At 62.4% G+C, this 23,386-nt stretch carries 26 protein-coding genes; 8 read left to right on the top strand and 18 right to left on the bottom strand.

The window, feature by feature from the left end:
* Positions 1 to 35: 35 nt before the first annotated feature.
* The 10 genes from cysW to BGO80_RS16835 form a co-directional block, all read right to left on the bottom strand.
* Entirely contained in the window at positions 36 to 911 is an 876-nt protein-coding gene (cysW, locus tag BGO80_RS16880) for a sulfate ABC transporter permease subunit CysW (RefSeq protein WP_126150569.1), read from the bottom strand.
* The gene (gene cysT, locus BGO80_RS16875) at positions 895 to 1,740 is read right to left on the bottom strand and encodes a sulfate ABC transporter permease subunit CysT (RefSeq protein WP_286722465.1); all 846 of its coding nucleotides are present in this window, start codon (positions 1,738 to 1,740) and stop codon (positions 895 to 897) included. The genes cysW and cysT overlap by 17 nt, the downstream gene beginning before the upstream one ends.
* A 185-nt stretch (positions 1,741 to 1,925) precedes the next feature.
* Positions 1,926 to 3,278 (bottom strand): FAD/NAD(P)-binding protein, encoded by a 1,353-nt coding sequence (locus tag BGO80_RS16870; protein WP_286722464.1) that lies wholly within the window; start codon positions 3,276 to 3,278, stop codon positions 1,926 to 1,928.
* Positions 3,279 to 3,417: 139 nt separating this feature from the next.
* Entirely contained in the window at positions 3,418 to 4,692 is a 1,275-nt protein-coding gene (locus tag BGO80_RS16865) for an L-fuconate dehydratase (protein WP_286722462.1), read from the bottom strand.
* Between the two features lie 172 nt (positions 4,693 to 4,864).
* Complete coding sequence (locus BGO80_RS16860; protein ID WP_286722460.1) at positions 4,865 to 5,596, bottom strand: SDR family oxidoreductase; 732 nt, start codon at positions 5,594 to 5,596, stop codon at positions 4,865 to 4,867.
* Between the two features lie 10 nt (positions 5,597 to 5,606).
* Positions 5,607 to 6,713 (bottom strand): mandelate racemase/muconate lactonizing enzyme family protein, encoded by a 1,107-nt coding sequence (locus BGO80_RS16855; RefSeq protein WP_286722459.1) that lies wholly within the window; start codon positions 6,711 to 6,713, stop codon positions 5,607 to 5,609.
* 2 nt (positions 6,714 to 6,715) lie between these two features.
* The gene (locus tag BGO80_RS16850) at positions 6,716 to 7,801 is read right to left on the bottom strand and encodes an ABC transporter ATP-binding protein (protein WP_286722458.1); all 1,086 of its coding nucleotides are present in this window, start codon (positions 7,799 to 7,801) and stop codon (positions 6,716 to 6,718) included.
* A 9-nt stretch (positions 7,802 to 7,810) separates the two neighbouring features.
* Positions 7,811 to 8,674, bottom strand: a complete 864-nt coding sequence (locus BGO80_RS16845; protein ID WP_286722456.1) for a carbohydrate ABC transporter permease — start codon at positions 8,672 to 8,674, stop codon at positions 7,811 to 7,813.
* Positions 8,671 to 9,546, bottom strand: coding sequence for a carbohydrate ABC transporter permease (locus BGO80_RS16840; RefSeq protein WP_206437828.1), 876 nt, complete (start codon positions 9,544 to 9,546; stop codon positions 8,671 to 8,673). The genes BGO80_RS16845 and BGO80_RS16840 overlap by 4 nt, the downstream gene beginning before the upstream one ends.
* A 260-nt stretch (positions 9,547 to 9,806) precedes the next feature.
* Entirely contained in the window at positions 9,807 to 11,135 is a 1,329-nt protein-coding gene (locus tag BGO80_RS16835) for an ABC transporter substrate-binding protein (RefSeq protein ID WP_286722454.1), read from the bottom strand.
* A gap of 225 nt (positions 11,136 to 11,360) precedes the next feature.
* Between BGO80_RS16835 and BGO80_RS16830 the strand changes: the two genes are divergently transcribed.
* From BGO80_RS16830 to BGO80_RS16795, 8 genes are all read left to right on the top strand, one after another.
* Positions 11,361 to 12,131, top strand: a complete 771-nt coding sequence (locus BGO80_RS16830; RefSeq protein ID WP_329601460.1) for an IclR family transcriptional regulator — start codon at positions 11,361 to 11,363, stop codon at positions 12,129 to 12,131.
* Positions 12,132 to 12,176: 45 nt separating this feature from the next.
* Complete coding sequence (locus BGO80_RS16825; RefSeq protein ID WP_286722452.1) at positions 12,177 to 13,001, top strand: amidohydrolase family protein; 825 nt, start codon at positions 12,177 to 12,179, stop codon at positions 12,999 to 13,001.
* A gap of 84 nt (positions 13,002 to 13,085) precedes the next feature.
* On the top strand, positions 13,086 to 13,415 hold the full coding sequence (locus tag BGO80_RS16820) for an L-rhamnose mutarotase (protein ID WP_286722451.1): 330 nt from the start codon (positions 13,086 to 13,088) through the stop codon (positions 13,413 to 13,415).
* A gap of 131 nt (positions 13,416 to 13,546) precedes the next feature.
* A complete protein-coding gene (locus BGO80_RS16815) occupies positions 13,547 to 14,611 on the top strand; it encodes a Gfo/Idh/MocA family protein (RefSeq protein ID WP_286722448.1) in 1,065 nt (354 codons plus the stop codon).
* Positions 14,612 to 15,259: 648 nt separating this feature from the next.
* Entirely contained in the window at positions 15,260 to 15,802 is a 543-nt protein-coding gene (locus BGO80_RS16810) for a MaoC family dehydratase (RefSeq protein WP_286722446.1), read from the top strand.
* A gap of 448 nt (positions 15,803 to 16,250) precedes the next feature.
* Complete coding sequence (locus BGO80_RS16805; RefSeq protein WP_286722445.1) at positions 16,251 to 17,402, top strand: CaiB/BaiF CoA transferase family protein; 1,152 nt, start codon at positions 16,251 to 16,253, stop codon at positions 17,400 to 17,402.
* Entirely contained in the window at positions 17,399 to 18,523 is a 1,125-nt protein-coding gene (locus tag BGO80_RS16800; RefSeq protein WP_286722444.1) for an extracellular solute-binding protein, read from the top strand. Before BGO80_RS16805 ends, BGO80_RS16800 begins: the two co-directional genes overlap by 4 nt.
* Positions 18,523 to 18,966, top strand: a complete 444-nt coding sequence (locus BGO80_RS16795) for a MaoC/PaaZ C-terminal domain-containing protein (protein WP_286722443.1) — start codon at positions 18,523 to 18,525, stop codon at positions 18,964 to 18,966. Before BGO80_RS16800 ends, BGO80_RS16795 begins: the two co-directional genes overlap by 1 nt.
* Here the strand turns inward: BGO80_RS16795 and BGO80_RS16790 are convergent.
* The 8 genes from BGO80_RS16790 to BGO80_RS16755 form a co-directional block, all read right to left on the bottom strand.
* Positions 18,963 to 19,442 carry a MarR family winged helix-turn-helix transcriptional regulator gene (locus BGO80_RS16790; protein WP_286722441.1) on the bottom strand — a complete coding sequence of 160 codons (480 nt, stop codon included), beginning with the start codon at positions 19,440 to 19,442 and terminating at the stop codon, positions 18,963 to 18,965. The genes BGO80_RS16795 and BGO80_RS16790 overlap by 4 nt on opposite strands.
* A 47-nt stretch (positions 19,443 to 19,489) precedes the next feature.
* On the bottom strand, positions 19,490 to 19,852 hold the full coding sequence (locus tag BGO80_RS16785; RefSeq protein ID WP_286722439.1) for a response regulator: 363 nt from the start codon (positions 19,850 to 19,852) through the stop codon (positions 19,490 to 19,492).
* Positions 19,853 to 19,921: 69 nt separating this feature from the next.
* Positions 19,922 to 20,317 carry a hypothetical protein gene (locus tag BGO80_RS16780; protein WP_286722437.1) on the bottom strand — a complete coding sequence of 132 codons (396 nt, stop codon included), beginning with the start codon at positions 20,315 to 20,317 and terminating at the stop codon, positions 19,922 to 19,924.
* Positions 20,318 to 20,351: 34 nt separating this feature from the next.
* Positions 20,352 to 20,702 carry a hypothetical protein gene (locus BGO80_RS16775; RefSeq protein ID WP_286722435.1) on the bottom strand — a complete coding sequence of 117 codons (351 nt, stop codon included), beginning with the start codon at positions 20,700 to 20,702 and terminating at the stop codon, positions 20,352 to 20,354.
* 268 nt (positions 20,703 to 20,970) lie between these two features.
* On the bottom strand, positions 20,971 to 21,210 hold the full coding sequence (locus BGO80_RS16770; protein ID WP_286722433.1) for a hypothetical protein: 240 nt from the start codon (positions 21,208 to 21,210) through the stop codon (positions 20,971 to 20,973).
* Positions 21,211 to 21,468: 258 nt separating this feature from the next.
* Positions 21,469 to 21,723 (bottom strand): hypothetical protein, encoded by a 255-nt coding sequence (locus BGO80_RS16765; RefSeq protein WP_286722431.1) that lies wholly within the window; start codon positions 21,721 to 21,723, stop codon positions 21,469 to 21,471.
* Between the two features lie 94 nt (positions 21,724 to 21,817).
* A complete protein-coding gene (locus BGO80_RS16760; protein ID WP_286722429.1) occupies positions 21,818 to 22,024 on the bottom strand; it encodes a cold-shock protein in 207 nt (68 codons plus the stop codon).
* A gap of 429 nt (positions 22,025 to 22,453) precedes the next feature.
* Entirely contained in the window at positions 22,454 to 23,374 is a 921-nt protein-coding gene (locus tag BGO80_RS16755; protein WP_286722427.1) for an ABC transporter substrate-binding protein, read from the bottom strand.
* Positions 23,375 to 23,386: the final 12 nt, after the last annotated feature.

The raw sequence follows: 23,386 nt of genomic DNA, 5'->3' as shown, positions 1-23,386 counted from the left end.
GGACTAACCCTGCGGCAAGGCCTCGATACCTCGCCTCAATGGCCGCGGCCGGTGGCGGCCAATTCAGCACCGAAGCGCCACTCCAGGGTGGTCTTAAGCACCAGCGTGACAAGGGCAAGGAGGGCCAGCAACGACGCCAAGGCGAAGGCGGCGGTGCCTTGATATTCATTGTAGAACATCTCGACTTGCAGCGGCATGGTGGTGGTCTGGCCGCGGATCTTGCCCGAAACCACGGCAACAGCGCCAAACTCGCCCATGGCCCGCGCGTTGCAGAGCAAGACACCATAGAGCAGACCCCATTTGATATTGGGCAGGGTAACGCGCCAGAAGGTCTGCCAGCCTGATGCGCCCAGCGACAGAGCTGCTTCTTCGTCGCCATTGCCCTGATCCTGCATCAGCGGAATGAGCTCGCGTGCGACGAAGGGAAAGGTGACGAAGATCGTGGCCAGCACGATGCCGGGCACGGCGAACAAGATTTCGATATTGTAGGATTTCAGCCAGGGGCCGAGCACGCTGCCGGTGCCGAAGAGCAGCACATAGACCAGGCCAGAGATCACCGGCGACACCGAAAAAGGCAGATCGATCAGCGTGATCAGAAAGGCTTTGCCCTTGAACTCGAACTTGGCAATGGCCCAGGAGGCGCAGACGCCAAAAACGAGATTAAGAGGCACGGCAATAGCGGCGACCAAGAGCGTCAGCCGGATGGCCGATTGGGCATCTGCGGTATTGAGTGCGGCGAAATAGGCGCCGAAACCTTGGCGAAATGCCTCTGAAAACACCGCAATCAGCGGCAAAACCAGAAACAGCGCCAGAAACACCATGCCTACCAGGATCAGCGTCACTCTGACCCAGAGCGGTTCATTGGTGGGCGAAGGCTGTCGCCGCGCTGCGAGCCTAGTTGCCATAGCCATATCTCCTGCGGCTCCAGGCCTGGATCAGATTGATGACGAAGAGCATGGAGAAGGAAATTGCCAGCATGATCGTCGCGATCACCGCCGCCCCGGCATAGTTGTATTCCTCGAGGCGGATGACGATCAGTAGAGGCGTGATTTCGGAAACGAAGGGAATATTGCCAGCGATAAAGATCACCGAGCCGTATTCACCAACCGCTCGGGCAAAGGCGAGTGCGAAGCCCGTGAGGATGGCGGGGGCCAGACCCGGCAGCAGCACCCGCGAAATGGTTTGGAGCCGGTTGGCGCCGAGCGTTGCCGAAGCCTCCTCGACCTCGTGGCTGGTCTCTTCGAGAATGGGCTGGATGGTCCGCACCACGAAGGGCAGTCCGATGAAGATCATGGCGATGGTGATGCCCAGCGGCGTATAGGCGATGCGGATGCCGAGCGGCGCCACCAGCTGGCCAATAAAGCCATTGGGCGCATAGATTGCGGTCAGCGCAATGCCTGCCACGGCAGTGGGCAGCGCGAAGGGCAGATCGACGAAGGCGTCGACAATGCGCCGGCCCGGAAAGCGATAGCGCACGAGGATCCAGGCGATCAGCGTACCGAAAACCACATTGATACCGGCAGCGATGAGCGCCGTGACAAAGCTGGTGCGCAGGGAAGCCAGCACACGCGCATCGAGCGCCACTGCCCAGAAGCCGCTCCAACCCAGCCCTGTGGCGCGCAAGACCAGCGCCACCATCGGGATCAGAATGATCAGCGAAAAATAGACGAGCGTGAAGCCAAAGGTCAGCCCGAAGCCGGGAATGACATTGGGCTGGCGAAACCGGATGCGCGCACTCATCGCCCTGCCCCGCTGCAGTCATGAAAAATCGCTGTTGAACCGGTCATCGGCCTGCCGCTGCTGAACTCAGCAAACCCTAGCGACAGGGTAGAGTTTCACAAGGAAGCAGCGGCCGAGTTTTCCCGTTCCGCTAGAAAATCCTTTTGCCTGGCCCCCGACAGATCGAAAGAACGGCCTTGCCTTGATCAGGACGGCGCCAACAGCGATTTGGCCAGAGCGGCGCACTGCACGCGGATGTCAGGAACAGCTTCGATTTCGAAATACCGTCCGCGCGTCAGCGGCCCAACCACACGCACCCGAGGCGAGACGGTGCCGTCCTCGGCAATGAGCGCACAATTGTCGTCGACGTCGAGACCGATATGCATGGGGTCCGGACGCGCCGCGCCGGTGTGGATCAGCTGCTGGATGATCGGGTTGGCGCTAGCGCGGACATCGACACTGACGCCACCGCAATCGTAAACGCGGGCGACATCGAGCGACTGCCTGGCGGCGGAACCGCGCGGTCGGATGGTGGCGCGCACGCCCTCCCCGGCTCGCTCGATCCCCATGAATTCGGCCGCGACTAGCCGCACCTGTCCCGCCTCGATAGCCCGCACCAGCCCTTCATGCAGGTCAGGCGGCAGGCGATGGCGATGCACGTTCCACCACGGGCGGATATGACGGAGGAACTGCCGCTTCTCCGTCTTGGGCCAGCTCTGCCAAAGGCGCTGGTTGTATGGGCGCAGGCCATCCACGACGCTGCGCCAGTTGCCGCCAAGCGCCTCGGTATCTCGGACCAGTTTGCGGAACCAATGGGTCAGTGCCGAGAGGCTCTTGCCGAAGGGAACATCAGCCGCGTCGATCTCGAGGGGCGACACGTCCTTATGCGCCAGCGGCAGGAGGCCATTGCGCGACACCACGGTGATCGGGCCACGGTGGCGCGCTTCGGAGAGCGACACCCAGGCGTCGACCATGCTGAGGCCGGATCCAAGGATCATCACTGGGGCGTCGGGATCGAGCGGCGTATCCTGATCCGACCCGGCGCGCACAGCTATGCCCCTGCCCCGTGCCGGCTGGGTCTCGTGCCCAACGGCGAGCACACCCCAGCGTGCGCTTACGCTTGTGCCATTGCCAAGGCGAACAGAAACGCCATTGCCTCGTGTCTCAAGGGCCTCGGCCTCTTCGGAGAGCACAACCAGCCGGCCGGGGATGCGCGAGGCGGCCTGGCGCAGTACGTCCTCTAGGTATGTGCCGTAGAGGCGGCGCGGAACGAAGACCCATGAGCTGGCGTATTTGCCGGGCTGATGCTGCTGCAACCAGGTCCAGAAATGCCCAGGCTCGTCAGCAAAGGCGCTCATGCCGCGTGCCGGGACGTTGACGCGGTGATCGCGCTGCAGCGCCGAATAGGCCAGGCCCTGGCCGAAACGCCCCTGCTTTTCGATCAAGGTGATGCGCAGATCGGGATCGTCGCTGCGCAGCAGATGGGCTGCGAGCAGTACGCCGCTGGCTCCACCACCGACAATGACCACCGATTTCGCAGGCGCCGCGTTTGCTGCCATGAACACCCCAAGGCTTTGGTTTATCGTCGCAACGACCCTAGCCAAGATCGGTGACAGAACAACCCGTCTTGTGACGCGCTCCCCAGCCGGGAGCGCGTCTCGTCGTCACACAAGCACCTTGGTGAGCGGTGGCGGAGCCTTATCCTGCAAAGGTGTTCTGCGCGATGGAGTCAGGCTTCATCTCGATGGAAAAGCCGGCCCGCTCCGGCGGCATGTAGGCGGCGTTCTTGATGGTGCAGGGATCAAGGAAGTGTTCGTGCAGGTGATCGACAAACTCGATCACCCGGCCATCCTTGCTGCCCGAGACCGCCAGATAATCGATCATCGAAAGGTGCTGCACATATTCGCAGAGGCCGACGCCGCCAGCATGCGGCCAAACCGGTTTGCCATATTTGGCCGCCATCAGCAGCACAGAAAGCACTTCGTTGAGGCCACCGATGCGGCAGGCGTCGATCTGAACTACATCGATGGCGTCTCGGGTGATGAACTGCTTGAAGAGAATGCGGTTCTGGCACATCTCGCCGGTAGCGACCTTTACCGGGGCGATGGCGTCGCGAATCTTGCGATGACCTTCGACATCGTCGGGGCTGGTGGGTTCTTCGATGAAGTACGGATTGAAGCGCTTGAGTTGGTTGACCCACTCGACCGCCTGGTCGACTTCCCAGACCTGGTTGGCGTCGATCATCAGGTATCGATCAGGCCCCATGATCGAACGGACAATTTCCAGGCGTCTGATGTCGTCTTCGAGGTCGCGGCCAACCTTCATCTTGATATGGGTAAAGCCACTTTCCACTGCCTCGGTGGCGAGGCGGGTCAGCTTTTCGTTGGAATAGCCCAGCCAGCCAGCCGACGTCGTGTAGCAGGGATAGCCTTCCTCACGCAGCTTAGCGATGCGTTCAGCCTTGCCGGCCTCGGCTGCCTTGAAGATGGCCAAAGCCTCTTCGGGGGTAATGGCATCGGTGAGGTAGCGGAAATCAATGATGGAAACGAGCTGCTCCGGGCTCATTTCGGCGACATAGAGCCAGACCGGCTTTCCGGCCTCCTTTGCCAAGAGATCCCACACCGCATTGACCACGGCGCCAGTGGCCAGATGCATGGCGCCCTTGTCCGGCCCGATCCAGCGTAGCTGGCTGTCGCCAGTGACATGGCGCCAGAAACGTCCGGGATTCTCGGCGATCCAGGCGAGGTCCAGGCCGACGACACGATCGGTCAGCGCCTTGATGGCCGTGCACACCACCTCATTGCCACGACCGATGGTGAAGGTCAGCCCATGCCCCTCATGGGCGCCATCGGTGCCCAGCACCACATAGGCGGCCGAGTAGTCGGGATCGGGATTCATCGCATCCGAGCCATCCAGCGACTGAGAAGTCGGGAAGCGCAAATCGTGGGTGGTAAGGGCGGTGATCTTGGTCATGCTGCTATTCTCTGAAGTGGGACGGTCGGGCATTTGCACCGGCCGTCGGCTCGGCCGCCCCTGTCCTCACTGAGAAAAGGGGCGGCATGATTGGTTTGTGCCTGTCGGCGAACCCGAGCGCCGTCCCCCCCGGCGGCGGCACGAGCTCAGTCTCAAATCCGGCGGCGCGGCTTCAGGCGGTCCAGCCGCCATCGATGACGTGGATCTGGCCGGTGGTGTAGGTGGCACCCGCCAGATAGACGGCCAGATCGGCCACTTCCTCGGGGCGGGCAATGCGGCCGATGGGTTGGCGAGCGATGAAGGCCTTGCGCGCAGCGTCGAAATCGCCGGTGGCGTGCCAGCGCTCATGCAGGCTCGGGCTTTCCACCGTGCCGGGGCAAATGGCGTTCACGCGGATATTGGAGGTGGTGTAGTCAGACGCAATCGACTTGGTGAGGCCGATGACGGCAGCCTTGGAGATGGAATAGGCGGCGCGGTTGGGGACGCCCTTCACCGAACTGGCGACGGTCGCCATGTTGATGATGGCACCATCCCTACGCTCAAGCATCTGCGGCAGGATGGCCTTGATGGTGCGGATCTGTGCCTTGACGTTGAGGTCCCAGGCAAAATCCAGATCCTTGTCGCTCATCTCCAAAACGGTTCCGGCATGGACCACGCCGGCACAGTTGAACAGCACATCGATATGGCCGATTTCCGCCACAGCAGCATTGACGTCATCATCCGACAGGACGTTGAGCACGCGGGTGTCGATATTGGCCGTGCCTTCGAGCTCGGCCAGCTTGGTGGCATTGATATCGGTGGCGATCACCTTGGCGCCGGCACGGGCAAAGGCCAGGGCCGAGGCCTGGCCGATGCCCTGCGCAGCGGCGGTGATGAGAACGATCTTGCCAGTAAGGTCAGCCAATTGTCTTGTCCTATTGAATGGTGCTGCGGCTGCCGGCGACGGCAAGCCGGTCGATAGCCGAAAAATCCCAGGCGATGCCGAGGCCCGGCTGTTCCGAAGGAATGGCCTTACCCGCCTCGATACGCATGCGCTCGGTGGTGAGGTCATCCAACTGCGGGATATACTCCACCCAGCGCGCATTGGGCACTGCGGCGCAGAGGCTCACATGCAGTTCCATGAGGAAATGCGGGCACACAGCCACGTTGAAGGTCTCTGCCATATGCGCCACCTTGAGCCAGGGGGTAATGCCGCCAATGCGACCGACATCGACCTGGATGATGCTGGCGGCATTGTGCTGCAGATATTCGCGGAAGTGACTGACCGAATAGACGCTCTCCCCCACCGCAATGGGCAGGCTGGTATGCTGGCTGAGCCGGATGTGCCCGGACATGTCGTCGGCCGGTAGCGGCTCCTCGAGCCAGCCGATGTCGAGCGGCTCATAGGCCCGCGCACGGCGGATCGCCTGGTCGACATTGAACGCCTGGTTGGCGTCGGTGAAGATTTCAAAGCCCGGCCCCACCGCCTCGCGCACCGCGGCAATGCGCTTGACGTCCTCATGGATTGGTCGGCCAACCTTGAGCTTGCAGCCGCCAAACCCATCGGCCTTGGCCCTGAGAGCGTCCTCGACCAGTGCTGCCTCGTCCAGATGCAACCAGCCACCCTCGGTGGTATAGAGCGGAATGGCCTTTTGCGCCCCACCGGCGAGCTTGTGCAGCGGCAGGCCCAGCTTGCGGCAGCGCAAATCCCACAGGGCGGTGTCGACCGCCGCCATGGCGATGGCAGTTATGGCGCCCACCGTAGTGGCGTGGGTGAGAAACAACAGATCGCGCCAGATCGCCTCGATCTCGTCGGCGTCGCGTCCGATGATCGCCGGTGCCAGGGTCCGCTCCAGCAGCGCCATGACCGAGTGCCCACCGGTGCCTATTGTATAGCTATAGCCGGTGCCAACGACACCATCGGCGTCGGTGATGCGCACGATTGGCGTTTCCTGGCTGACGAAGCTCTGGATTGCGTCGACCCGCTTCACCTTGGGTTTGAGGTCCACCATCACCAGTTCGACACGGACGATTCTGGCCATCTTTATGCCCGTACGCTCTTGCCGCTCGCCCGGTCAAATACGTGCAGCCGGGTCAGATCGAGGGTGAAAGTCAGCTCCTCGCCGGGATGCACGACGCGCGGATTGAGCATCTTGCCCTGCACGTCCTTGCTACCCATTTCGACGAAGAGAATGGTTTCAGTACCCAACGGCTCGGCGATGGTCACCGGGCGCGAAATGGTCAGCGCCCCGTCTTCGGTGTGAAGGGAATGCCCCTTCGGCGCCAGGCTTTCGGGACGAAAACCAAGCACGATCTGCTGGCCCTCGCGCACTGGCAGACCGCTCGGCAGCGGTACGGCGACGCCATCGGAGAGCACTGCCTTGCCCTCCTTGACCACGGCATCGAGCTGGTTCATCGGCGGGGAGCCGATAAAGCCGGCGACGAAAGTATTGACCGGGTGCTCGAACACCTCGCTGGGCGTGCCCACCTGCTCGATATGGCCATCGCGCATGATGACAATGCGGTCGGCTAGGGTCATGGCCTCAACCTGGTCGTGCGTGACGTAAATGACCGTGGTCTTGACCCGCTGATGCAGCTTCTTGATCTCGACGCGCATCTGCCCGCGCAGCTTGGCATCGAGATTGGACAACGGCTCGTCGAAGAGAAAGACGTCGGGGTTGCGGACAATGGCGCGACCCATGGCGACGCGCTGGCGCTGGCCGCCGGAGAGATTGGCCGGGAGACGATCCATATACGGTCCGAGGCCAAGAATTTCGGCAGCCTCGGTCACGCGCTTATCGATCTCGGCGGGCGGCATATTGGCAATCTTGAGCCCAAAGCCGAGATTGTCGCGCACGGTCATGTGCGGATAGAGCGCGTAAGACTGGAACACCATGGAGATGTTGCGCGCCCGCGGTGGCAGGTCGTTGACCACCCGGTCGCCGATGGAAATCGTGCCGCCGCTGATCTCTTCCAGTCCCGCGATCATGCGCAAAGTGGTGGACTTGCCGCAGCCGGAGGGGCCGACGAGAACGACGAATTCGTTATGGGCGATCTCGAGGTCGATGCCATGCACCGTCTCCAGCTTGCCGTAGCTCTTGCGAACCTTGTCGAGGCGTACCTGTGCCATCGGAATTCCTTACTTGACGCCGCCGAAGGTGAGACCGGCGATCAGGTGCTTCTGCACGATGAAGGTCAGCACCAGGGCGGGGATGATGATCAGCACGGCCATGGCGCTCATGCCGGTCCAGTCCACGGTGAACTGGGCGGTAAAATCCATGAGACCGACCGGCATGGTCTTGCTGGCCGTGGTGCGGGTGAGCTGGCTGGCCAAGGCATATTCGTTCCACGAGGTGAGGAAAGCGAAGATGGCAGCAGAGGCGAGGCCTGAACGGGCCAGCGGAAATTCGATCTTCCAGAAGGCCTGCCAGGGCGTGCAGCCGTCGATCTGGGCGGCCTCGCTGAGATCGACCGGGATCTGACGGAAGAAGCCATCGGTGAGCCAGATGGTGAAGGGGATGTTGATGGCCATATACACCAGGATCAACCCGAAACTGGTGTCGATGATGCCCAACCGCGCCCAGATGATGAAGAGCGGCAGGCTGAGCGCCACGCCCGGAACTGTGCGGCTGAGCATGAAGGCAAGGAACAATGTTGCCTTGCCGCGGAAACGATAGCGGGCGAATGCGTAGCCGCCAGCCATGCCCACTATGATCGCCACGAAAGTGGAGGTCAGCGAAATCACCAGCGAGTTGACGAAATACTGCGCTACCGGCAGGCCTTGCTGCGCTGTGGATAGACCGAAGAGACGCTGGAAATTGTCGAGCGTCCAGTTCTGCGGGATCCAGATGGCAGGGCGCGCCAGCACTTCGATATTCGGGCGGAAGGCGGTGAGTACCACCCAGAGGCCCGGCACGGTCAGGATCAGCATGGCGATGAACACGCCAAGCCGGATCAGCCACCGCTGCCAAGGCTTTTCGATGGTCAGGCGGTTGGCACTCATTGCGCACCTCCCATAAAGGTCCGCGCCGCAGTGAGCTTGCGGTAGAAGTAGAAGGTGAAGACGATCGAGAGGATGATCGACACATAGCCCATGGCATTGGCCATGCCCATCTGGCTGTTCTGGTAGCCGGTGCGGGTCATCAGCGTCCAAATCAGCTCGGTGCGACCGGCCGGCCCGCCATTGGTCATGATGCGGATCATGTCATAGGCACGCGCCACATCGAGGGAGCGGATCGTCATGGCAATGTAGACGAAGGGCATGAGGAAGGGCAGCGTGATGTGACGGAACACTTGCCAGGGATTGCAGCCATCGACTTTTGCCGCCTCGATCGGCTCCTTGGGCAGGGCCATGAGGCCCGCCAACAGAAGAATGGCGAAGACCGAAGTCGACATCCAGATTTCAGCAAAGATGATGGAGAAATTTGCCAGTGTTCCATCGACCAGCCAGGGAATGGGCTGGCTGATTATGCCAAGATCGAACAGCGCATTGTTCACGAGGCCGATGGAGTCGTTGAACACGTATTTGAACTGGAAGCCGACCAGGATGGGCGAGAACATCATGGGGAACATCATGATTGTGCGCAGGGTTCGCTGGCCCCAGGTGATCTTGTTGATCAGCAGCGCCAGACCAAGGCCCAGCAGCATTTCAAGATTGAGCGTGATGGTGACAAACAGGAAGGTACGCCCAAAAGCCCACCAGAATTCCTCATTGCCCAGGAGGCGCTGATAATTGCGCAGGCCGACGAAATTGTAGAGCGTATCGGGCTTGGTGAGATTGTAGCTGGTGAAGCTGGTCCAGAACGATACCAGCAGCGGCACGAGCACAACCGCGAGAATGACGACTATCGCCGGCAGGAGCAGCAGATAGGGGATTGCCGCAGGCGAACGGAAAAAGGCAGTAATGCCCTCTTTCGCAGTCGGCCGGGAATAGGGTTCGGCGGTCGCTGTCACTTCAGTCCCTTGCAAAATGACCCGATCGGGTCTGGCATGGCTTAGTCGATACCATGCCCTGATGGGCGACGGTGCAGCGTCACGCCAATGCGCGCCACTGATGCCATCTATCGGGAGGGCTTCTGGAGGCGGGAGCGAAGCGACCCTCGATGCGAGGGCCGCCTGCTCGATGGTTTCAGACCCTAGAGACGACCAGCGTCCTCGAGGATGACACGCGCATCATCGGCCGCCTTGTCCAAGGCCTCCTGGGCGGTCTTTTCGCCGACGATGGCGGCCTGCAGTTGTGGCCAGAGCACGTTCGACACTTCGATCCATTCCGGCACAAGCGGCGGCGTGCGGGCTTCAGCCAAAGATGCCTGGAACACCGAGAACATCTCGGCCAGCGCGGGCTTGTTGTTCTCGTGGAACCACGGCACGACTTCGTCGAAGGTGGCCGAGCGCGTCGGCAGATTGCCGGCCTGGGCTTCCATCAATTCGCTTTCGTCATTGGTGAGGAACACGGCCAGAGAAACGGCAGCTTCCTTGTTGTCGCAGGCCTCGGTAACCGAGAACGAATGCGAACCGGACCAGGCGCCGCGCTTGCCCGAAGAGCCAACCGGAGCCACGGCGAAGCCGAGCTTGTCGGAGACGGTGGAGGCGGAAGGATCAGAATAGAAGCCGGCAAAGCCTGGCCAATCGAGGTCAAGCGCCAGCTGGCCGGCGGCAAAGGCCTGGCCGATATCATCCCAGGTGTAATTCACGGTACCAGCGGGCACCGCGCCGGCCTTGTAGATGTCGATGAACCACTGCAGCGCCGCAACGCCTTCGGACGAATTGAAAATGGGGTTCCAGTTCTCGTCGAACATGTCGCCGCCATTGGCGCGCAGGATTTCCATGAAGCGGCCGGTCATGCCTTCGTCCTTGCCGGCAAAGGCAGTGCCGTAAAGGTTCGGCGGCTCGGCGAAGAAAATGACCTGCTGCTTGAACTCGTCATAGGTCGTAGGCGGCGCCAGATCGACGCCGAACTCGGCCTTATAGGCCTCCTGCTTGGCCGGATCTTCGTAGAGATCCTTCCGGTAGTAGAGATTGGACACGTCGGTAACGCGCGGAATCTGCACGAGGCGCCCATCGACTTCAGCCGAAGCCAGCGTGCCAGGGACATATTTCGCCAGTTCTTCGGCGGGTATATAGTCCTTGAGATCGATATAGAGGTCGCCATATTGCGGGGCGAAGCTGGTGTGGTTGGAGCCGACGCACCAGGTGATCTGGCCGGTCGCGATATCCTGCTTGATTTCGCGATCCAGATCGAAGTGGTTCTTGGACGAAACGATCTCGACCTTGGCACCCGTCAGCGCTTCCCATTCGGGGATGCGCGTATAGAGCTTTTCGTACTGCGTGCCGCCAATGAGCTTCACCTTGAGGGTGTAGCCCGGGAACGAACCATAGTTGAATTCCTGCGCCGACGCGCCAGCAGCGAGTCCGACGAGCGCACATGAAGCCAGGAGCGCCCCGGCCAAAGTCTTGTTTGCCATAGATTTTCCTCCACAGAACCTTTCGGGCGCCCTGCTCGTTTTGAGCTTGATCATCCATATTTGAAAAGTCTATTCGTAGGTAAGCACAAACATGTTAGTTCAGTCAACGGCGGTTTGAGGGGTTTGTGGTGGGGTGAGTACCATTGGTATTTTGGGCGGGGCGGATGGCGGCGGTGACGAAGCGGCGGGAACGTGAGATAGCCGGACAGATATTTGGAGGACGAGTTGGCCATCGAGGATGACAGCGAACGCTATCGCGCACCGGCGCTCGACAAGGGGCTCGACATCATCGAGCTGCTGGCGGGGACGGCGGACGGACTGAGCCAGGCGGAGATCGCCAAGGCGCTGGACCGCACACCGAACGAAATCTACCGCATGCTCGACCGGCTGGTGCGGCGCGATTATGTGCGGCGGACGCCTGAAGATCGTTATGAAATCACGCTGAAACTGTTCGAGCTGGCGCATCAGCGGCCGCCCATGCACCGCATGATCAGCCAGGCCACGCCGGTGCTGCGCAACTTTGCGCTGCATGCCGAGCAGGCGGTGCATCTGGTGGTGCAGGACCGCAATCTGCTGGTGGTGATCGCCCAGGTGGATGGGCCCGGCTATTGGAACGTGTCTATTCGCGTCGGTTCGCGCATCAGCCTCGTCAATACCGGCTCAGGCCATGTCTTCCTGGCCTTTTCGACCCCGGAAGAACGGCGATTGATGCTGGAAGAACAAGACCTTGGCACGCCCGAGAAAATGCCGAAGGGGTTGGAGGCGCGGCTCGAGGGCGTGCGGGAGCAGGGTTATGAGATGATGCCCAGCGCCCAGGTTTCGGGCGTTTCGAACCTGTCGGTGCCGATCTTCGGGCCGCTGGGCACGGTTATCGCGGTGCTGACCTGCCCCTATACGCAGCGGCTCGACAAGCTGGATGCACCCAATATGCCGACCGTGCTGAAGCTGCTGCAGCAGGCTGGGCACGAGATTTCGCGACGCTCCAACGGCAGCTGAACGCGGCAAGCGGCCAGCGGCCGCCCACAAATCTGGAGGAATTTCATGCGCATACTCGATACGCATCTGCATCTGGTCTACCCGGATCGCTTCACCTATCCGTGGCTGTCTGGTGCGCCAGCGATCAATCGGGAATGGACGAGCGCAGCCTATTTCGCGGAGGCGGTGCCGCTGGGGATCGAATCGGCGCTGCATATGGAAGTCGACGTCGCCGAAAAGGACATCGAGGCTGAGACCGATTATGTGCTCACCCTGCCCCGCATCGTCGGTGCCATCGCGGCATGCCGGCCGGAAAGCCCTGATTTTGCGGCGCAAATCGAACGACTGGCGACCAAGCCAGGGGTCAAGGGGGTGCGGCGCATATTGCACCAGGCGCCGGATGAGCTGAGCCAATCGGCCCTGTTCGCCGACAATATCAAGCGGTTGGCGGCGCATGGGCTGAGCTTTGACCTGTGCGTGCGTCACGACCAGCTGCCGATCGGCAAGACGCTGGCTGAGAAGGCCCCGGAGGTGACCTTCATCCTCGACCATTGCGGCGTGCCCGATGTCACTGGAATTGGTCTAAATCCTTGGAAAGCTTATATTTCCAAGATCGCCAAGCTACCGAATGTTAATGCCAAGATCTCCGGGATCGTGGCCTATTCTGGCGCCGACTGGACCGTCGAAACCATCCGTCCCTATGTCGAACATGTCATTGAAAGCTTCGGCTGGGACCGGGTGGTCTGGGGTTCCGACCACCCGGTGGTGACGCTGACGGGCAGCCTGACCCGCTGGGTGGAGGCGACCTGGGAGATTATCCGGGATTGTTCCGAAGCGGAGCAGGCCAAGCTGCTGCATGGCAATGCAGAACGGATTTATAAGGTTTTATAGAGGCTTAGCAGAAACGCAGCACGGCCTCCTGCGGGGTCGCGCGGCTTTGGCGGTGAGCGCAGAACGATAGCGAGGAGCGAGGGAATGAAACGTTATGGCGCGGTGATCGGGCTCAAGTCGGAGCAGATTGCGGACTACAGGCGGGTGCATGCTGCCGTCTGGCCTGATGTACTGGCGCAGATAAAAGCCAGCAATATCAAGAACTATTCGATCTTTCTGCGCGAACCGGAGAACCTGCTCTTCGCCTATTACGAATATGTCGGGACGGACCACGACCGAGATATGGCTGCGATGGCAGCCGATCCGCGGACGCAGGAATGGTGGGCGGTGTGCATGCCGATGCAGGCGCCACTGGCGACACGTGCCGAGGGCGAATGGTGGGCGGGCACCGAGGAAGTATTTCATCTCGATTGAGCGCACAGGCGCGGAGTCTGACCGCGATGTGAACGGTTTCTGAACGGCGTTTGGCGCTTGCCTCAGTCATTCTTATGTGAAAAGATTATTTACATAAGAATGAACCTCGACCGATCGAGGAGGAGGATAGCGTGCGCGTCGACACCGCTGCTTTGCGGCAGAGCTGGCCCTTGCCGGCAGCCCCCCGCCCCATCGTCATCATCGGCGCTGGTGGCATCGTCAATGACGCGCATCTGCCGGCCTATCGACTGGCCGGTTTTCCGGTGGCCGGCGTCTTCGACATCGATGGTGAGCGGGCGCGCAGCCTGGCCGCGAAGTGGGACATCCCTGCCTTTGCGACGCTGGAAGATGCAATTGCAACGCCAGGCGCGGTCTATGACCTCGCCTTGCCTCCCGCCGCGCATCTGTCGGTGCTGGAAAAACTGCCCGATGGTGCGGTGGTGTTGCTGCAAAAACCGATGGGGCGCGATCTCGACGAGGCGACGGCGATCTTGAAGCTCTGTCGGGCCAAGCGGCTCACTGCGGCGGTCAATTTCCAGCTGCGCTTCGCGCCGATGATGCTGGCGGTGCAGGATGCGCTCAAGCGCGGCTGGCTCGGCCGGTTGATCGATACCGAGGTGCATCTGAACCTCGTGACGCCTTGGCAGCTGTTTCCGTTTCTCAAAGGCATGCCGCGCGTCGAGATCGCGGTGCACTCTATCCACTATCTCGATCTGCTGCGGGCGCTGCAGGGTAATCCCGTCGGGGTGCATGCACGGACAATGGGGCATCCGTCGACGGAACTGGCGCAGACGCGGACCAGCGCGTTGATCGATTTTGCCGAGGGTGCGCGGACGACGCTGTCGATCAACCACCACCATGACTTTGGCCGCAAGTTCCAGGATGCGAGCTTCCGCTTCGAAGGCAGCGACGGCGCGGCCATGGTCAAGCTCGGATTGTTGCTCAACTATCCGGAGGGCGAGCCGGATGAGTTCTGGATTGTCCGCAAGGGAGAGGAATGGGCACAGGTGCCGCTGCAGGGCGGCTGGTTCCCGCATGCCTTTATCGGCACGATGAGCAATCTGCAGCGCTTCGCGGCGGGCGAAGACGAAGTGCTGGTCACCTCGGTGGAGGATGCCTGGCACACCATGGCCGTGGTCGAGGCGGCTTTCCGGTCGGCTGCTGCTCCGGCGACACCGCTGGAGGCGAAGCCGTGAGGGGGTTTACTGGTTTGCAGTCTTGCTTTGCGTCGCGCGGGGAGCGGTCTGGAGAATGCCAAGGCGACCCCCACCCCAGCTTTGCTACCGCCCTTCGGGCCGAGCGACGCTACCCTCGCGTGGAGGGGGAGGGAGGGCAGGAGCCGCGGCGTGGTTGGGGTAAGATTTTGCCAGAAATGCAGCCCGAACTCCCTCCCCCTGGCGGGGAGGGTTGGGGTGGGGGGCTGAGAGCCCGTTGCCAATTCGCCATTTGCGATAGCACGCCTTGGGTGGGAGGCCTGGATGGGGAGGTGGTTCTGTGGGCCACTGATGGACCCACACCCTCGTTCCCTCCCCTCAAGGGGGAGGCAGGCGAAAGAGCCCAAGCCTGTTACCAAAACGGACGAGGTAAACACTCCTCCTCAACCGGCTGGGCTATCGCAGATGGGCTCGAGCGGGCTGCACACCCCCTCCCAACCGCCCCCGTCAAGGGGGAGGAGCCGCATCCAGTTTCTGGCGAGTCGTTGTCAAAAGCATCGGCCCATCTCCCTCCCCCCTTGAGGGGGAGGGTCGGGGTGGGGGGTGGTTCAGTGATCCACCGATGGACCCCCACCCTCTATCCCTCCCCTCAAGGGGGAGGGAGGCGAGAGAATGGAAAGTGAGCGCGAGATGAGCACGGTTGGAGTTTCTTCGACGCATCCCAGGACCATGCCGGCGGCGCATGCCGAGATTCCGGTGTGGAACAGTGAGAACTGGTTCTATGAGGACTGGGCGGTGGGCCACCGCATTCGCTCGTTGCGCCGGACCATCTCCGAAGGCGAGAGCATGGCGTTCAATGCGCTGGTGACCGACATGCACCCCTATGTGGCGGACGAAATCTTCGCCACCAGCGAGGGCCAGTTCGGCAAGAGGCTGGTCGCGGGGGCGTTCGTGTTTTCGGCGGGGCTGGGGCTGGTGGCCACCAATTGCGTCAACGCCTTTTCCTATGGCTATGACAAGCTGCGCTTCATCAAGCCGACCTTTATCGGCGACACCATCTACACCATCCGCACCAATCTCGAAAAACGCCCGAAATACAAGGAGCTCGGGCTGTGTCGTGCGTCCTATGAAGTGTTCAAGGGCGAGGGCGAACTGGTGCTGTATTGCGAGCATATCCAGACGGTGAAGTATCGCCGGCCGGAGGATTTTGCGGGTTTGCTGGATGGAGCTTGAGGAACGCGCCATGCCGCGGGAGCAGACTCTGAACGTAACCTGGGAGGCTTCGGTTCGTCGGCACCGCTGGCAAGTGAAGAGCCCTCGGGGCAGGCCCGAGGGTAACGATCTGTGGGTGAGAGGCGAGCGGGGGTCGGGCGGGCCAGTTCGCCTTGGGCGCTCCGGACGCATCCGAGTTTTCGGCACCAGCTCTCCCTCCCCCCTTGAGGGGGAGGGTCGGGGTGGGGGGTGGTTCGGTGATCCACTGACGGACCCCCCACCCTCAATCCCTCCCCTCAAGGGGGAGGGAGGCGCGAGAGGAGAAGGCCGTTGCAAGAACGTCCAGAGCAAACATTGCGCCGCCCGGAGAAGAGCCGCGCCGCGTCTGGGGCGACACTGCAGCATTTGCCACCTGCCAGGCGCCCTCCCCCGAGGCGCCGACTTTTCATATTCAAGGTAACGACTTCCGATGACCACCACACCGCTTCTCGATGGCATTACCATTGTCGATATGTGCCAGTTTCTGTCCGGACCCTATGCCAGCCTGCGCTTGCAGGATCTGGGGGCGCGGGTGATCAAGATCGAGCGGCCGGATGGGGGTGATCTCAGCCGGCGGCTTTATCTCAGCGACACCGAAATCGGCGGCGACTCGACGATCTTTCACGCCATCAACCGCTCCAAGGAAAGCCTGGCGCTGGACCTGAAAAAGCCCGAGGACGTGGCGGCGCTGAAAAAGCTGATCGGCAAGGCCGATGTGGTGTTGCAGAATTTCCGCCCCGGGGTGATCGAGCGGCTGGGGCTGGACTACGACGCGGCAAAGGCGATCAATCCGGGCATCGTCTATGCTTCGATCACCGGCTATGGCGGCGAAGGGCCGTGGGTGGACCGGCCTGGACAGGACCTGCTGGCGCAGGCGCGCTCGGGCGTGATGTGGCTCAATGGCGACGATGACCAGGGGCCGGTGCCGTTCGGGCTGGCGATTGCCGACATGCTGGCGGGCGCGGCGGTGGCCCAGGGGGTGCTGGCGGCGCTGGTGCGCAAGGGCATTTCGGGCCAGGGCGCACATATCGAAACGAGCCTTCTAGAAGTGCTGGTCGATTTCCAGTTCGAAGTGCTGACCACCCATCTCAATGACGGCAAGCGCCCACCCAAGCGCAGCGATTTCCGCTCGGCCCATGCCTATCTGTCGGCGCCCTATGGGGTCTATCCGACCGCCGACGGGTATATCGCCATCGCCATGACGCCCCTGCCCCGGCTCGAAGCGCTGCTGGAGATTACGGCGCTGGGGCAATTTGCCGATCCCAAGAGCTGGTTCAGCCAGCGCGACGCGATCAAGCGCCTTCTGGCCGAACGGCTGGCGACGGCACCGACGGCCCATTGGCTGTCGATCCTCGAGCCAGCCGATATCTGGTGCGCCAAGGTGCTGGACTGGCCGGAGCTGATGGCCAGCGAGGGTTTCAAGGCGCTCGATATGTTGCAGACGGTGAGGCGCGAAGATGGCGTGTCCATCGAAACGACGCGCTCGCCGCTGCGGGTCAACGGAGTGCGGGCGCGCACCAGCCGCGCGGCGCCACTGATCGGCGAACAGAGCGCAAAAATCCGGGCGGAGTTCGGGCTATGAGCGTGGCGTTGAAGGGCATGACCTGGCGCCATCCGCGCGGCTACGATCCGATGGTGGCGACCGCGGCGGAGTGGGCGCTGCAGACCGGGGTGGTGATCGAGTGGGAGCAGCGGAGCCTCCAGGATTTCGAGACTTTTCCGGTGGAGGAACTGGCGCGGGAATATGACCTGATCGTCATCGACCATCCCCATGTCGGGCAGATCACCAAAGAGGGGTGCCTGGCGCCGCTGGATGTGCCGGGGCGCGAAGCGGAGCGGGCGGCAATGGCGGCGCATAGCGTCGGCCAGTCCTATGCCAGCTACGACTTTGGCGGGCATCAATGGGCGTTTCCCATCGATGCGGCGGCGCAGGTGCAGGTCTATCGGGCCGACAGGCTGGCGACGCCGATCCGTCACTGGGCCGAGGCCGGGGCGCTGGCGCAGGACGGGCTGGTGATCCTGCCGATGCGGGCGCCGCATTCGCTGATGAGCTTTTATACGCTGGCGGCCAATCTGGGCACGCCCTGCACGCATGAAGGACCCGCGCTGATCGGGCGCGAGGCGGGCATGCGGGTGATCACCATGCTGCGGTTCGTGACCGACTATATCGGGCGCGAGCAGTTCGATATGGACCCGATCGCGGCTTCGGAGCTGATGGCGACGAGCGACCGGTTCTGGCTGATGCCGCTGGGCTATGGCTATCTCAGCTATGCGCTGGAGGGGTTCCGGCCGCATCGGCTGAAGTTCGCAGACATTCCGGTTGCTGGGGCGAACGGGCCGGTGGGGTCGGCCATTGGCGGGACCGGGATCGCGGTGTCGGCGTTTTCCCGGCACCGGGATGCGGCCATCGACTATGCCTATTGGGTAGCGAGCGGCGCGGTCCAGAAGGGGCTTTATGCAGCCTCGGGCGGGCAGCCGGGGCATGGCTTGGCCTGGGAGGATGACGGGGTCAATGCGCCGGTGGACGGATTTTATCGCGATACGCGGGCAACGCTGGAGGGCGGCTGGCTGCGGCCGCGCCACGACGGCTATATGGCGTTCCAGGACGGGGCCTCGAAGCGGCTCAACCAGGGGCTGCTGACGGGCGAGGATGCCGGGAGCATCGTCGACGCAATCAACCAGATGTTCAGGGAGAGCTTTTGATGGAACGGCCACGCCATTTCGAGGACTATGTGCTGGGCGAGATGCGCAAGACCTATGGCCGGACCATTACCGAGACCGATTTCGTCGTGCATGCCGGCCATACCGGGGATTTCTTTCCGCACCACATGGATGCCGAGGCGATGAAGGACAGCCCCTGGGGGCAGCGGATCGCGCATGGAACCATGACCTTCGCGATCGGCATCGGGCTGACAGCGAGCGAGATCAACCCGCTGGCCTTTTCCTATGGCTATGAGCGGCTGCGCTTTCCCAAGCCGGTGTTCATCGGCGACACCATTCATACCGAACTGACCATTACCGGGCTCGAGCCGGATGCCAAGCGGCCGGACCATGGGCGGATCATCGAGCAGGTGCGGGTGCTGAACCAGCGCGGCGAGACGGTTCTGGCCTGCGACCACGTCTATCTGGCCAAGCGGCGTGCCTAATCGGCGCTGTCGTCGTCGGCGAGGGACAGGACTTCGCCTTCGGCACTTTCGGCGCCGCCGGTGTGCAGCGCCGAGATGATGCGCCCCAGGGCGGCGGCGACGATGCGGGCATCGCGCTCGGGCATGTCGGCAAATTCGGCATCGACGGCACGCAGGGGATCGCGGGCGATCAGCGCCCTGCCCTCATCGGTCAGGTCGAGCTGCTTTGAACGGTGATGGCCCGCCATGCCGGCTTCAACAACGAGGCCCTTGGCGACCAGGGTGCGGACGGTGCGGTTGACGGGGCCGGCGGCCATTTGCTGAAACCGCGCCAGCTTGGAGGCGGTGCGCTCGGCCGGGGAAGCGGCGGCGAGATAGCGCAGCGCCGTCCATTGGGCGGGATAAAGCCCATCCGCATGCCCGGCCGAATGCAGCGAGCGCGCGGCCAGCTCGAACAGGCGCGTCATGGCGGAAACGGTGACAGGCTTGTCGGCCAAGGCGCGCGGCCTCCTCAGGAACGGGATGGAGTCGTCGACCCCTTCTGTTAGGCAGGTTTGTCGAGGGTCGCAAGCAGTTCGGCTTCATCGAAGGGCTTGATGAACACCCGCTCGGCACCCCAGACCTCGGAGATCAGCGCCGCCGCCTCGATGGGCAGGCGCGGACCGCCGCCGGTCATGACGAAGATGCGCAGGTCCGGCTGTTCCTGGCGGATCTGGCGCAGGACGCCCAGCCCGTCGCCCTCGGGCATCCACAGATCCAGCAAAGCCGCGTCGAAGCGCTCGGCGCGCAGCAAGGCCAGCGCGGAGCGGCCGGTGGTGGTGAGCGCGACGCTGTGGCCGGCCGATGTCAGCGCCAGTTCCAGCGACACGCGCATCACCTCGACGTCGTCCGCTACCAGGACCCGCATGTCTGGCCTCCCTTGCTGGGCAAATCGATCGCTTGATACACCAATCGGCTGCCGCTGCCGACTGGCCGATCAATGCATCTGGCAGGGCAGAAGCGTGAAATAGAGATAGATGTCCTTGGCTTCGAGGAAATCGCCGGTGGCGGAAATCTCGGCGCCCGGCTTCATCAGCGCGAAGCGATCATATTCGGCGGTATTGTCACGCGGAAAGCCGCAACTGACTTCCCAGCTGATGGTGTCGGGATGATCGAAGGCGACATAGACCATGTCGCCATAGCCGGTATCGATGAAGCGATTGAAGGTGCCGGTGACGGTTATGGTCTTGCCGCGGAAGGTGGCGGTAAGGCCGGCAGCGTCGAGCGCGAGCCCCTGCTCGGCAATCTCGAAGGCCGTGTAGGTCTCCTGCGCCTGGGCGGCGGCATTGAAGGCAACGACGAGCGCGGTGGCGCAGACGATGGAGCGAAGCATGGAAACCTCCTCGGCAGTGCGGTGTTGGTGGAGATCAGGGGTGCGGCCAGCAGCCCATCAAGGCACCGGCATCGTTGTACCAGTAGAGAACGCCATTCTCGGCTTCGCCATAGACCTCGAAACTCTCGAGCAGCGGCCCTTCAACCGGCTGGATACGGCTGCCCTCATAGGACAGGGCGCCCGAGCCATTGGACTTGTTATCCACCGGCTCCCAGGCGGTATTGGTGGTCTGAAAGCTATAGGTGTCGCCGGTGATCTCGAGCAGGCCCAGGGGAATGTCGCCATTGGCCTTGCACGCCCAGACGCCATCGACGCCATCGGCAAAGGCGGGGCCGGCAACCATGGCGAGGGTCGGTATGATGAAGAGTTTCAGCAGGTGACGCATGGCTGGACTTCCTCTTTATTGGCTCAGTGAGTTTATAATGAGGGCGAAGAGGGAGTCAATGGCAGACGGTTGGGATGGGGAGAGAGACGCTCGGGTCGAGCCCGAGGGCGGCGTGGTGATCGTTGCATTTGTCGCGCCAGAACCCGACCCTGCCCTCAAGGGGAAGGGAGGCGCAGGAGCACCATAACCAGTCGTCAAAACGCCCAAAATGAACCCTCCCCGCTCAAGGCGAGGAGGGAAGAAGCAGACGTTTGGTCCGGGGGACGGCTTAGTTGCGGGTGGGTTGGGAGGGACGTTCGTTGGCGACCAGCGCGGCGTGGAGGCGGCGGATCTGGTGAGGGCCGAACTGGCGGCTGCCGATGGTCAGCAGGGCGCCGCGCAAGCTGACCGGTGCGGCGTGTTCCATAGCGAAACGCACGGCCTTGGCGGCAGAGCGGAAATGGCGGGGGCCCAGGGTCCGGGCGGTCTGGCGGTCACTGCCCAGGAACAGCGTCCCGGAATCATTCAAAACTTGGGTATTCATAGTGATAGAAAGTCTTTCCGGCCGGCACGATGCGCGGCCTGGTGCGTCGCGTTCGGCGCGATCCCGAATGGGTGCTGCCTGCGCGCGCTGGTGTGATGGGCTTGCCCTGGCCAGTCGGTCACAGTGGCGCCGCGCGACATGGTGGTCGCGCCGGAGCAGCCGGACTGCTGGGCCGTTTCCGGACCCTGGCAAGCGGGATGATGTGGCGCCGGCATCGAGCGGCCGCGCCGTGGGCAGAAAGGGTCAGCGCCGATTGACGGCGATGCTGAACCGGCTTTCAGCCATTTCGGCGGCCGATTTGGTCGCCGTGCTCGGGGTCAGGTCCACTTCCTCGACAACGCGCTCATTGCGCTCGTTGAGGGACTGGACCCGGTACAGAACCGGCCCCTTGTCGTGCGGAAGGCAGGACAGCACTTCGCATGGACCGGAGGGACGGTTGCTATGACGGGGGGCGGATCGCAGCTCCAGAATCTGGCCGACGGTGTAAATATGCGGCATGGTGCGCTCCTGTCCGGTGGGCACGGGGACATGTCTGTCCCCGCAAGGTTTGTTGCCGATATGGCAGGGCCTAGTATCGGCCCAGGCTCGAGCCTTAGGCCTGCTGCAGATTGACAGCGGACTCGCGGCCGTCACGGCTGCTTTCGAGGTCGTAGCTGACCTTCTGGCCATCGGCGAGGTTCGACATGCCGGCGCGTTCGACGGCGCTGATATGCACGAAGGCATCCTTGCCGCCGCCATCCGGAGTGATGAAGCCAAAGCCCTTGGTCGAGTTGAAGAATTTTACGGTACCGGTGATCATAGCGATCTCCTCATTGGCTCGTAGCGGCGCAAACGAGCAGTTTCCCCCGCGCATCGTGCGACGGAGGCCTATCAACGTTCGCAAGTCAGAAGGAAAGCTAAGCAACCGGCCGAGCCGGGAGGATCAGGTCGCCAAAATTGGGCGTAAACGTATGGTTGCAGTGTCTACCCCTAATGGCCGGAAGTCAAGACGCGCGTTTTTTAGGGGTGTTTTGACGACAGGCTTGGGCGCTTTCGCGTTCGCGCCCCTTGAGGGAGCGGTTGGCGCAGATGCGCGACTTGACGCTTCGCATGGGCAAGGCGTGGTGCGCGTTGCATCTGTCGCGCCAGAACCCGGGCACTACCTTCCGGGGGGATCAGTGATCCACTGGTGGACCCCCACCTGGCCTCCGCCTGGAGAAGGGGGAGGAGTTGCATCGTGGTTGGCCGCTTAGCGGGTCGAGGCGAGGCCGTAGATCTTTTCGATGTCGTCGAGCATCAGGTGTGCGGCGTAGATGCCGCCGGCGGTGTTCCAGATGATCTCGCTGACGCGCTGGGCCTTGCCGGCCTTGACCGCTTCAAGATTGAGCCAGAGCGGGTCGTTGAGCCAGTCATTGAGATTAGTGGCGGCTTCGTCGCTATTGAGATCGTCGGAGAAGTAGAAAATGCGGTCGCCTTCCATTTCGGGAATGCGTTCCTTGGTGACCTCGGTGGCGAACTCGTCCTTGTCCTGGGCGGCGGGACGCTTGAAGCCGATCTGGCTCAGCGCTAGGCCGCTAAACGTGTCCTTGTAGTAGATGCGGGTGCGGTTGGGCGAGAAGCGCACCATCGAGATTTCCTCGTTGACGGCATCGCCCAGCGCATCATGGATCTTCTTGGTGCGGTCGGCAAAACCGGCCACCGCCGCCTCGCCTTCGGCACCCTTGCCCAGTACGTCGGCGTAGAATTTGAGGTTTTCCTGCCATTCCCCGCCAATGGTTTCGGTCATGACGGTGGGGGCGATGGCCGACAGCTGGGGATAGATGGATTCCTGGCGCACCTTGGTGCCCAGGATCAGGTCGGGCTCGAGCGTGGCAAGAATTTCGAGGTTCACGGCAAGCTCGGTGCCCAGCGGCACGGTGTCGGCCAGCGGCGCTGCGATATGGTCATACCAGGGATCGCCGCTCCAGCTCTGTGCGGCACCGACCGGCACAACGCCCAGATAAAGCAGGGCTTCAGTGCCCTCATTGGTGAGGATGACGACGCGCTGCGGATTGTCCGGCACATCGGTGACGCCCATGGCATGGGTGATTTCGCGCGCCATGACGGGGGTGGAGAGCAGGAGGGCGGCGGCGACGGCAATGCGCGTGCCGGCGAAAACAGTCTTCAGCATAGTTGAAAGGTC

Origin of the sequence: Devosia sp. 63-57, from assembly GCF_001899045.1 — a bacterium.
Lineage (GTDB): Bacteria > Pseudomonadota > Alphaproteobacteria > Rhizobiales > Devosiaceae > Devosia > Devosia equisanguinis.
This window is presented reverse-complemented; position numbering and strand designations above follow the sequence as displayed.

What these genes read in the sequence shown, in the direction of transcription:
- BGO80_RS16800 (WP_286722444.1), top strand. Translation starts at nt 17,399, where the DNA reads ATGAGCGTGGCGTTGAAGGGCATGACCTGGCGCCATCCGCGCGGCTAC.
- BGO80_RS16845 (WP_286722456.1), bottom strand. Translation starts at nt 8,674, where the DNA reads ATGAGTGCCAACCGCCTGACCATCGAAAAGCCTTGGCAGCGGTGGCTG.
- BGO80_RS16795 (WP_286722443.1), top strand. Translation starts at nt 18,523, where the DNA reads ATGGAACGGCCACGCCATTTCGAGGACTATGTGCTGGGCGAGATGCGC.
- BGO80_RS16865 (WP_286722462.1), bottom strand. Translation starts at nt 4,692, where the DNA reads ATGACCAAGATCACCGCCCTTACCACCCACGATTTGCGCTTCCCGACT.
- BGO80_RS16810 (WP_286722446.1), top strand. Translation starts at nt 15,260, where the DNA reads ATGAGCACGGTTGGAGTTTCTTCGACGCATCCCAGGACCATGCCGGCG.
- BGO80_RS16835 (WP_286722454.1), bottom strand. Translation starts at nt 11,135, where the DNA reads ATGGCAAACAAGACTTTGGCCGGGGCGCTCCTGGCTTCATGTGCGCTC.
- BGO80_RS16755 (WP_286722427.1), bottom strand. Translation starts at nt 23,374, where the DNA reads ATGCTGAAGACTGTTTTCGCCGGCACGCGCATTGCCGTCGCCGCCGCC.
- BGO80_RS16870 (WP_286722464.1), bottom strand. Translation starts at nt 3,278, where the DNA reads ATGGCAGCAAACGCGGCGCCTGCGAAATCGGTGGTCATTGTCGGTGGT.
- BGO80_RS16765 (WP_286722431.1), bottom strand. Translation starts at nt 21,723, where the DNA reads ATGCCGCATATTTACACCGTCGGCCAGATTCTGGAGCTGCGATCCGCC.
- BGO80_RS16780 (WP_286722437.1), bottom strand. Translation starts at nt 20,317, where the DNA reads ATGCTTCGCTCCATCGTCTGCGCCACCGCGCTCGTCGTTGCCTTCAAT.
- BGO80_RS16785 (WP_286722439.1), bottom strand. Translation starts at nt 19,852, where the DNA reads ATGCGGGTCCTGGTAGCGGACGACGTCGAGGTGATGCGCGTGTCGCTG.
- cysW (WP_126150569.1), bottom strand. Translation starts at nt 911, where the DNA reads ATGGCTATGGCAACTAGGCTCGCAGCGCGGCGACAGCCTTCGCCCACC.
- BGO80_RS16825 (WP_286722452.1), top strand. Translation starts at nt 12,177, where the DNA reads ATGCGCATACTCGATACGCATCTGCATCTGGTCTACCCGGATCGCTTC.
- BGO80_RS16855 (WP_286722459.1), bottom strand. Translation starts at nt 6,713, where the DNA reads ATGGCCAGAATCGTCCGTGTCGAACTGGTGATGGTGGACCTCAAACCC.
- BGO80_RS16805 (WP_286722445.1), top strand. Translation starts at nt 16,251, where the DNA reads ATGACCACCACACCGCTTCTCGATGGCATTACCATTGTCGATATGTGC.
- BGO80_RS16850 (WP_286722458.1), bottom strand. Translation starts at nt 7,801, where the DNA reads ATGGCACAGGTACGCCTCGACAAGGTTCGCAAGAGCTACGGCAAGCTG.
- BGO80_RS16760 (WP_286722429.1), bottom strand. Translation starts at nt 22,024, where the DNA reads ATGATCACCGGTACCGTAAAATTCTTCAACTCGACCAAGGGCTTTGGC.
- BGO80_RS16775 (WP_286722435.1), bottom strand. Translation starts at nt 20,702, where the DNA reads ATGCGTCACCTGCTGAAACTCTTCATCATACCGACCCTCGCCATGGTT.
- BGO80_RS16820 (WP_286722451.1), top strand. Translation starts at nt 13,086, where the DNA reads ATGAAACGTTATGGCGCGGTGATCGGGCTCAAGTCGGAGCAGATTGCG.
- cysT (WP_286722465.1), bottom strand. Translation starts at nt 1,740, where the DNA reads ATGAGTGCGCGCATCCGGTTTCGCCAGCCCAATGTCATTCCCGGCTTC.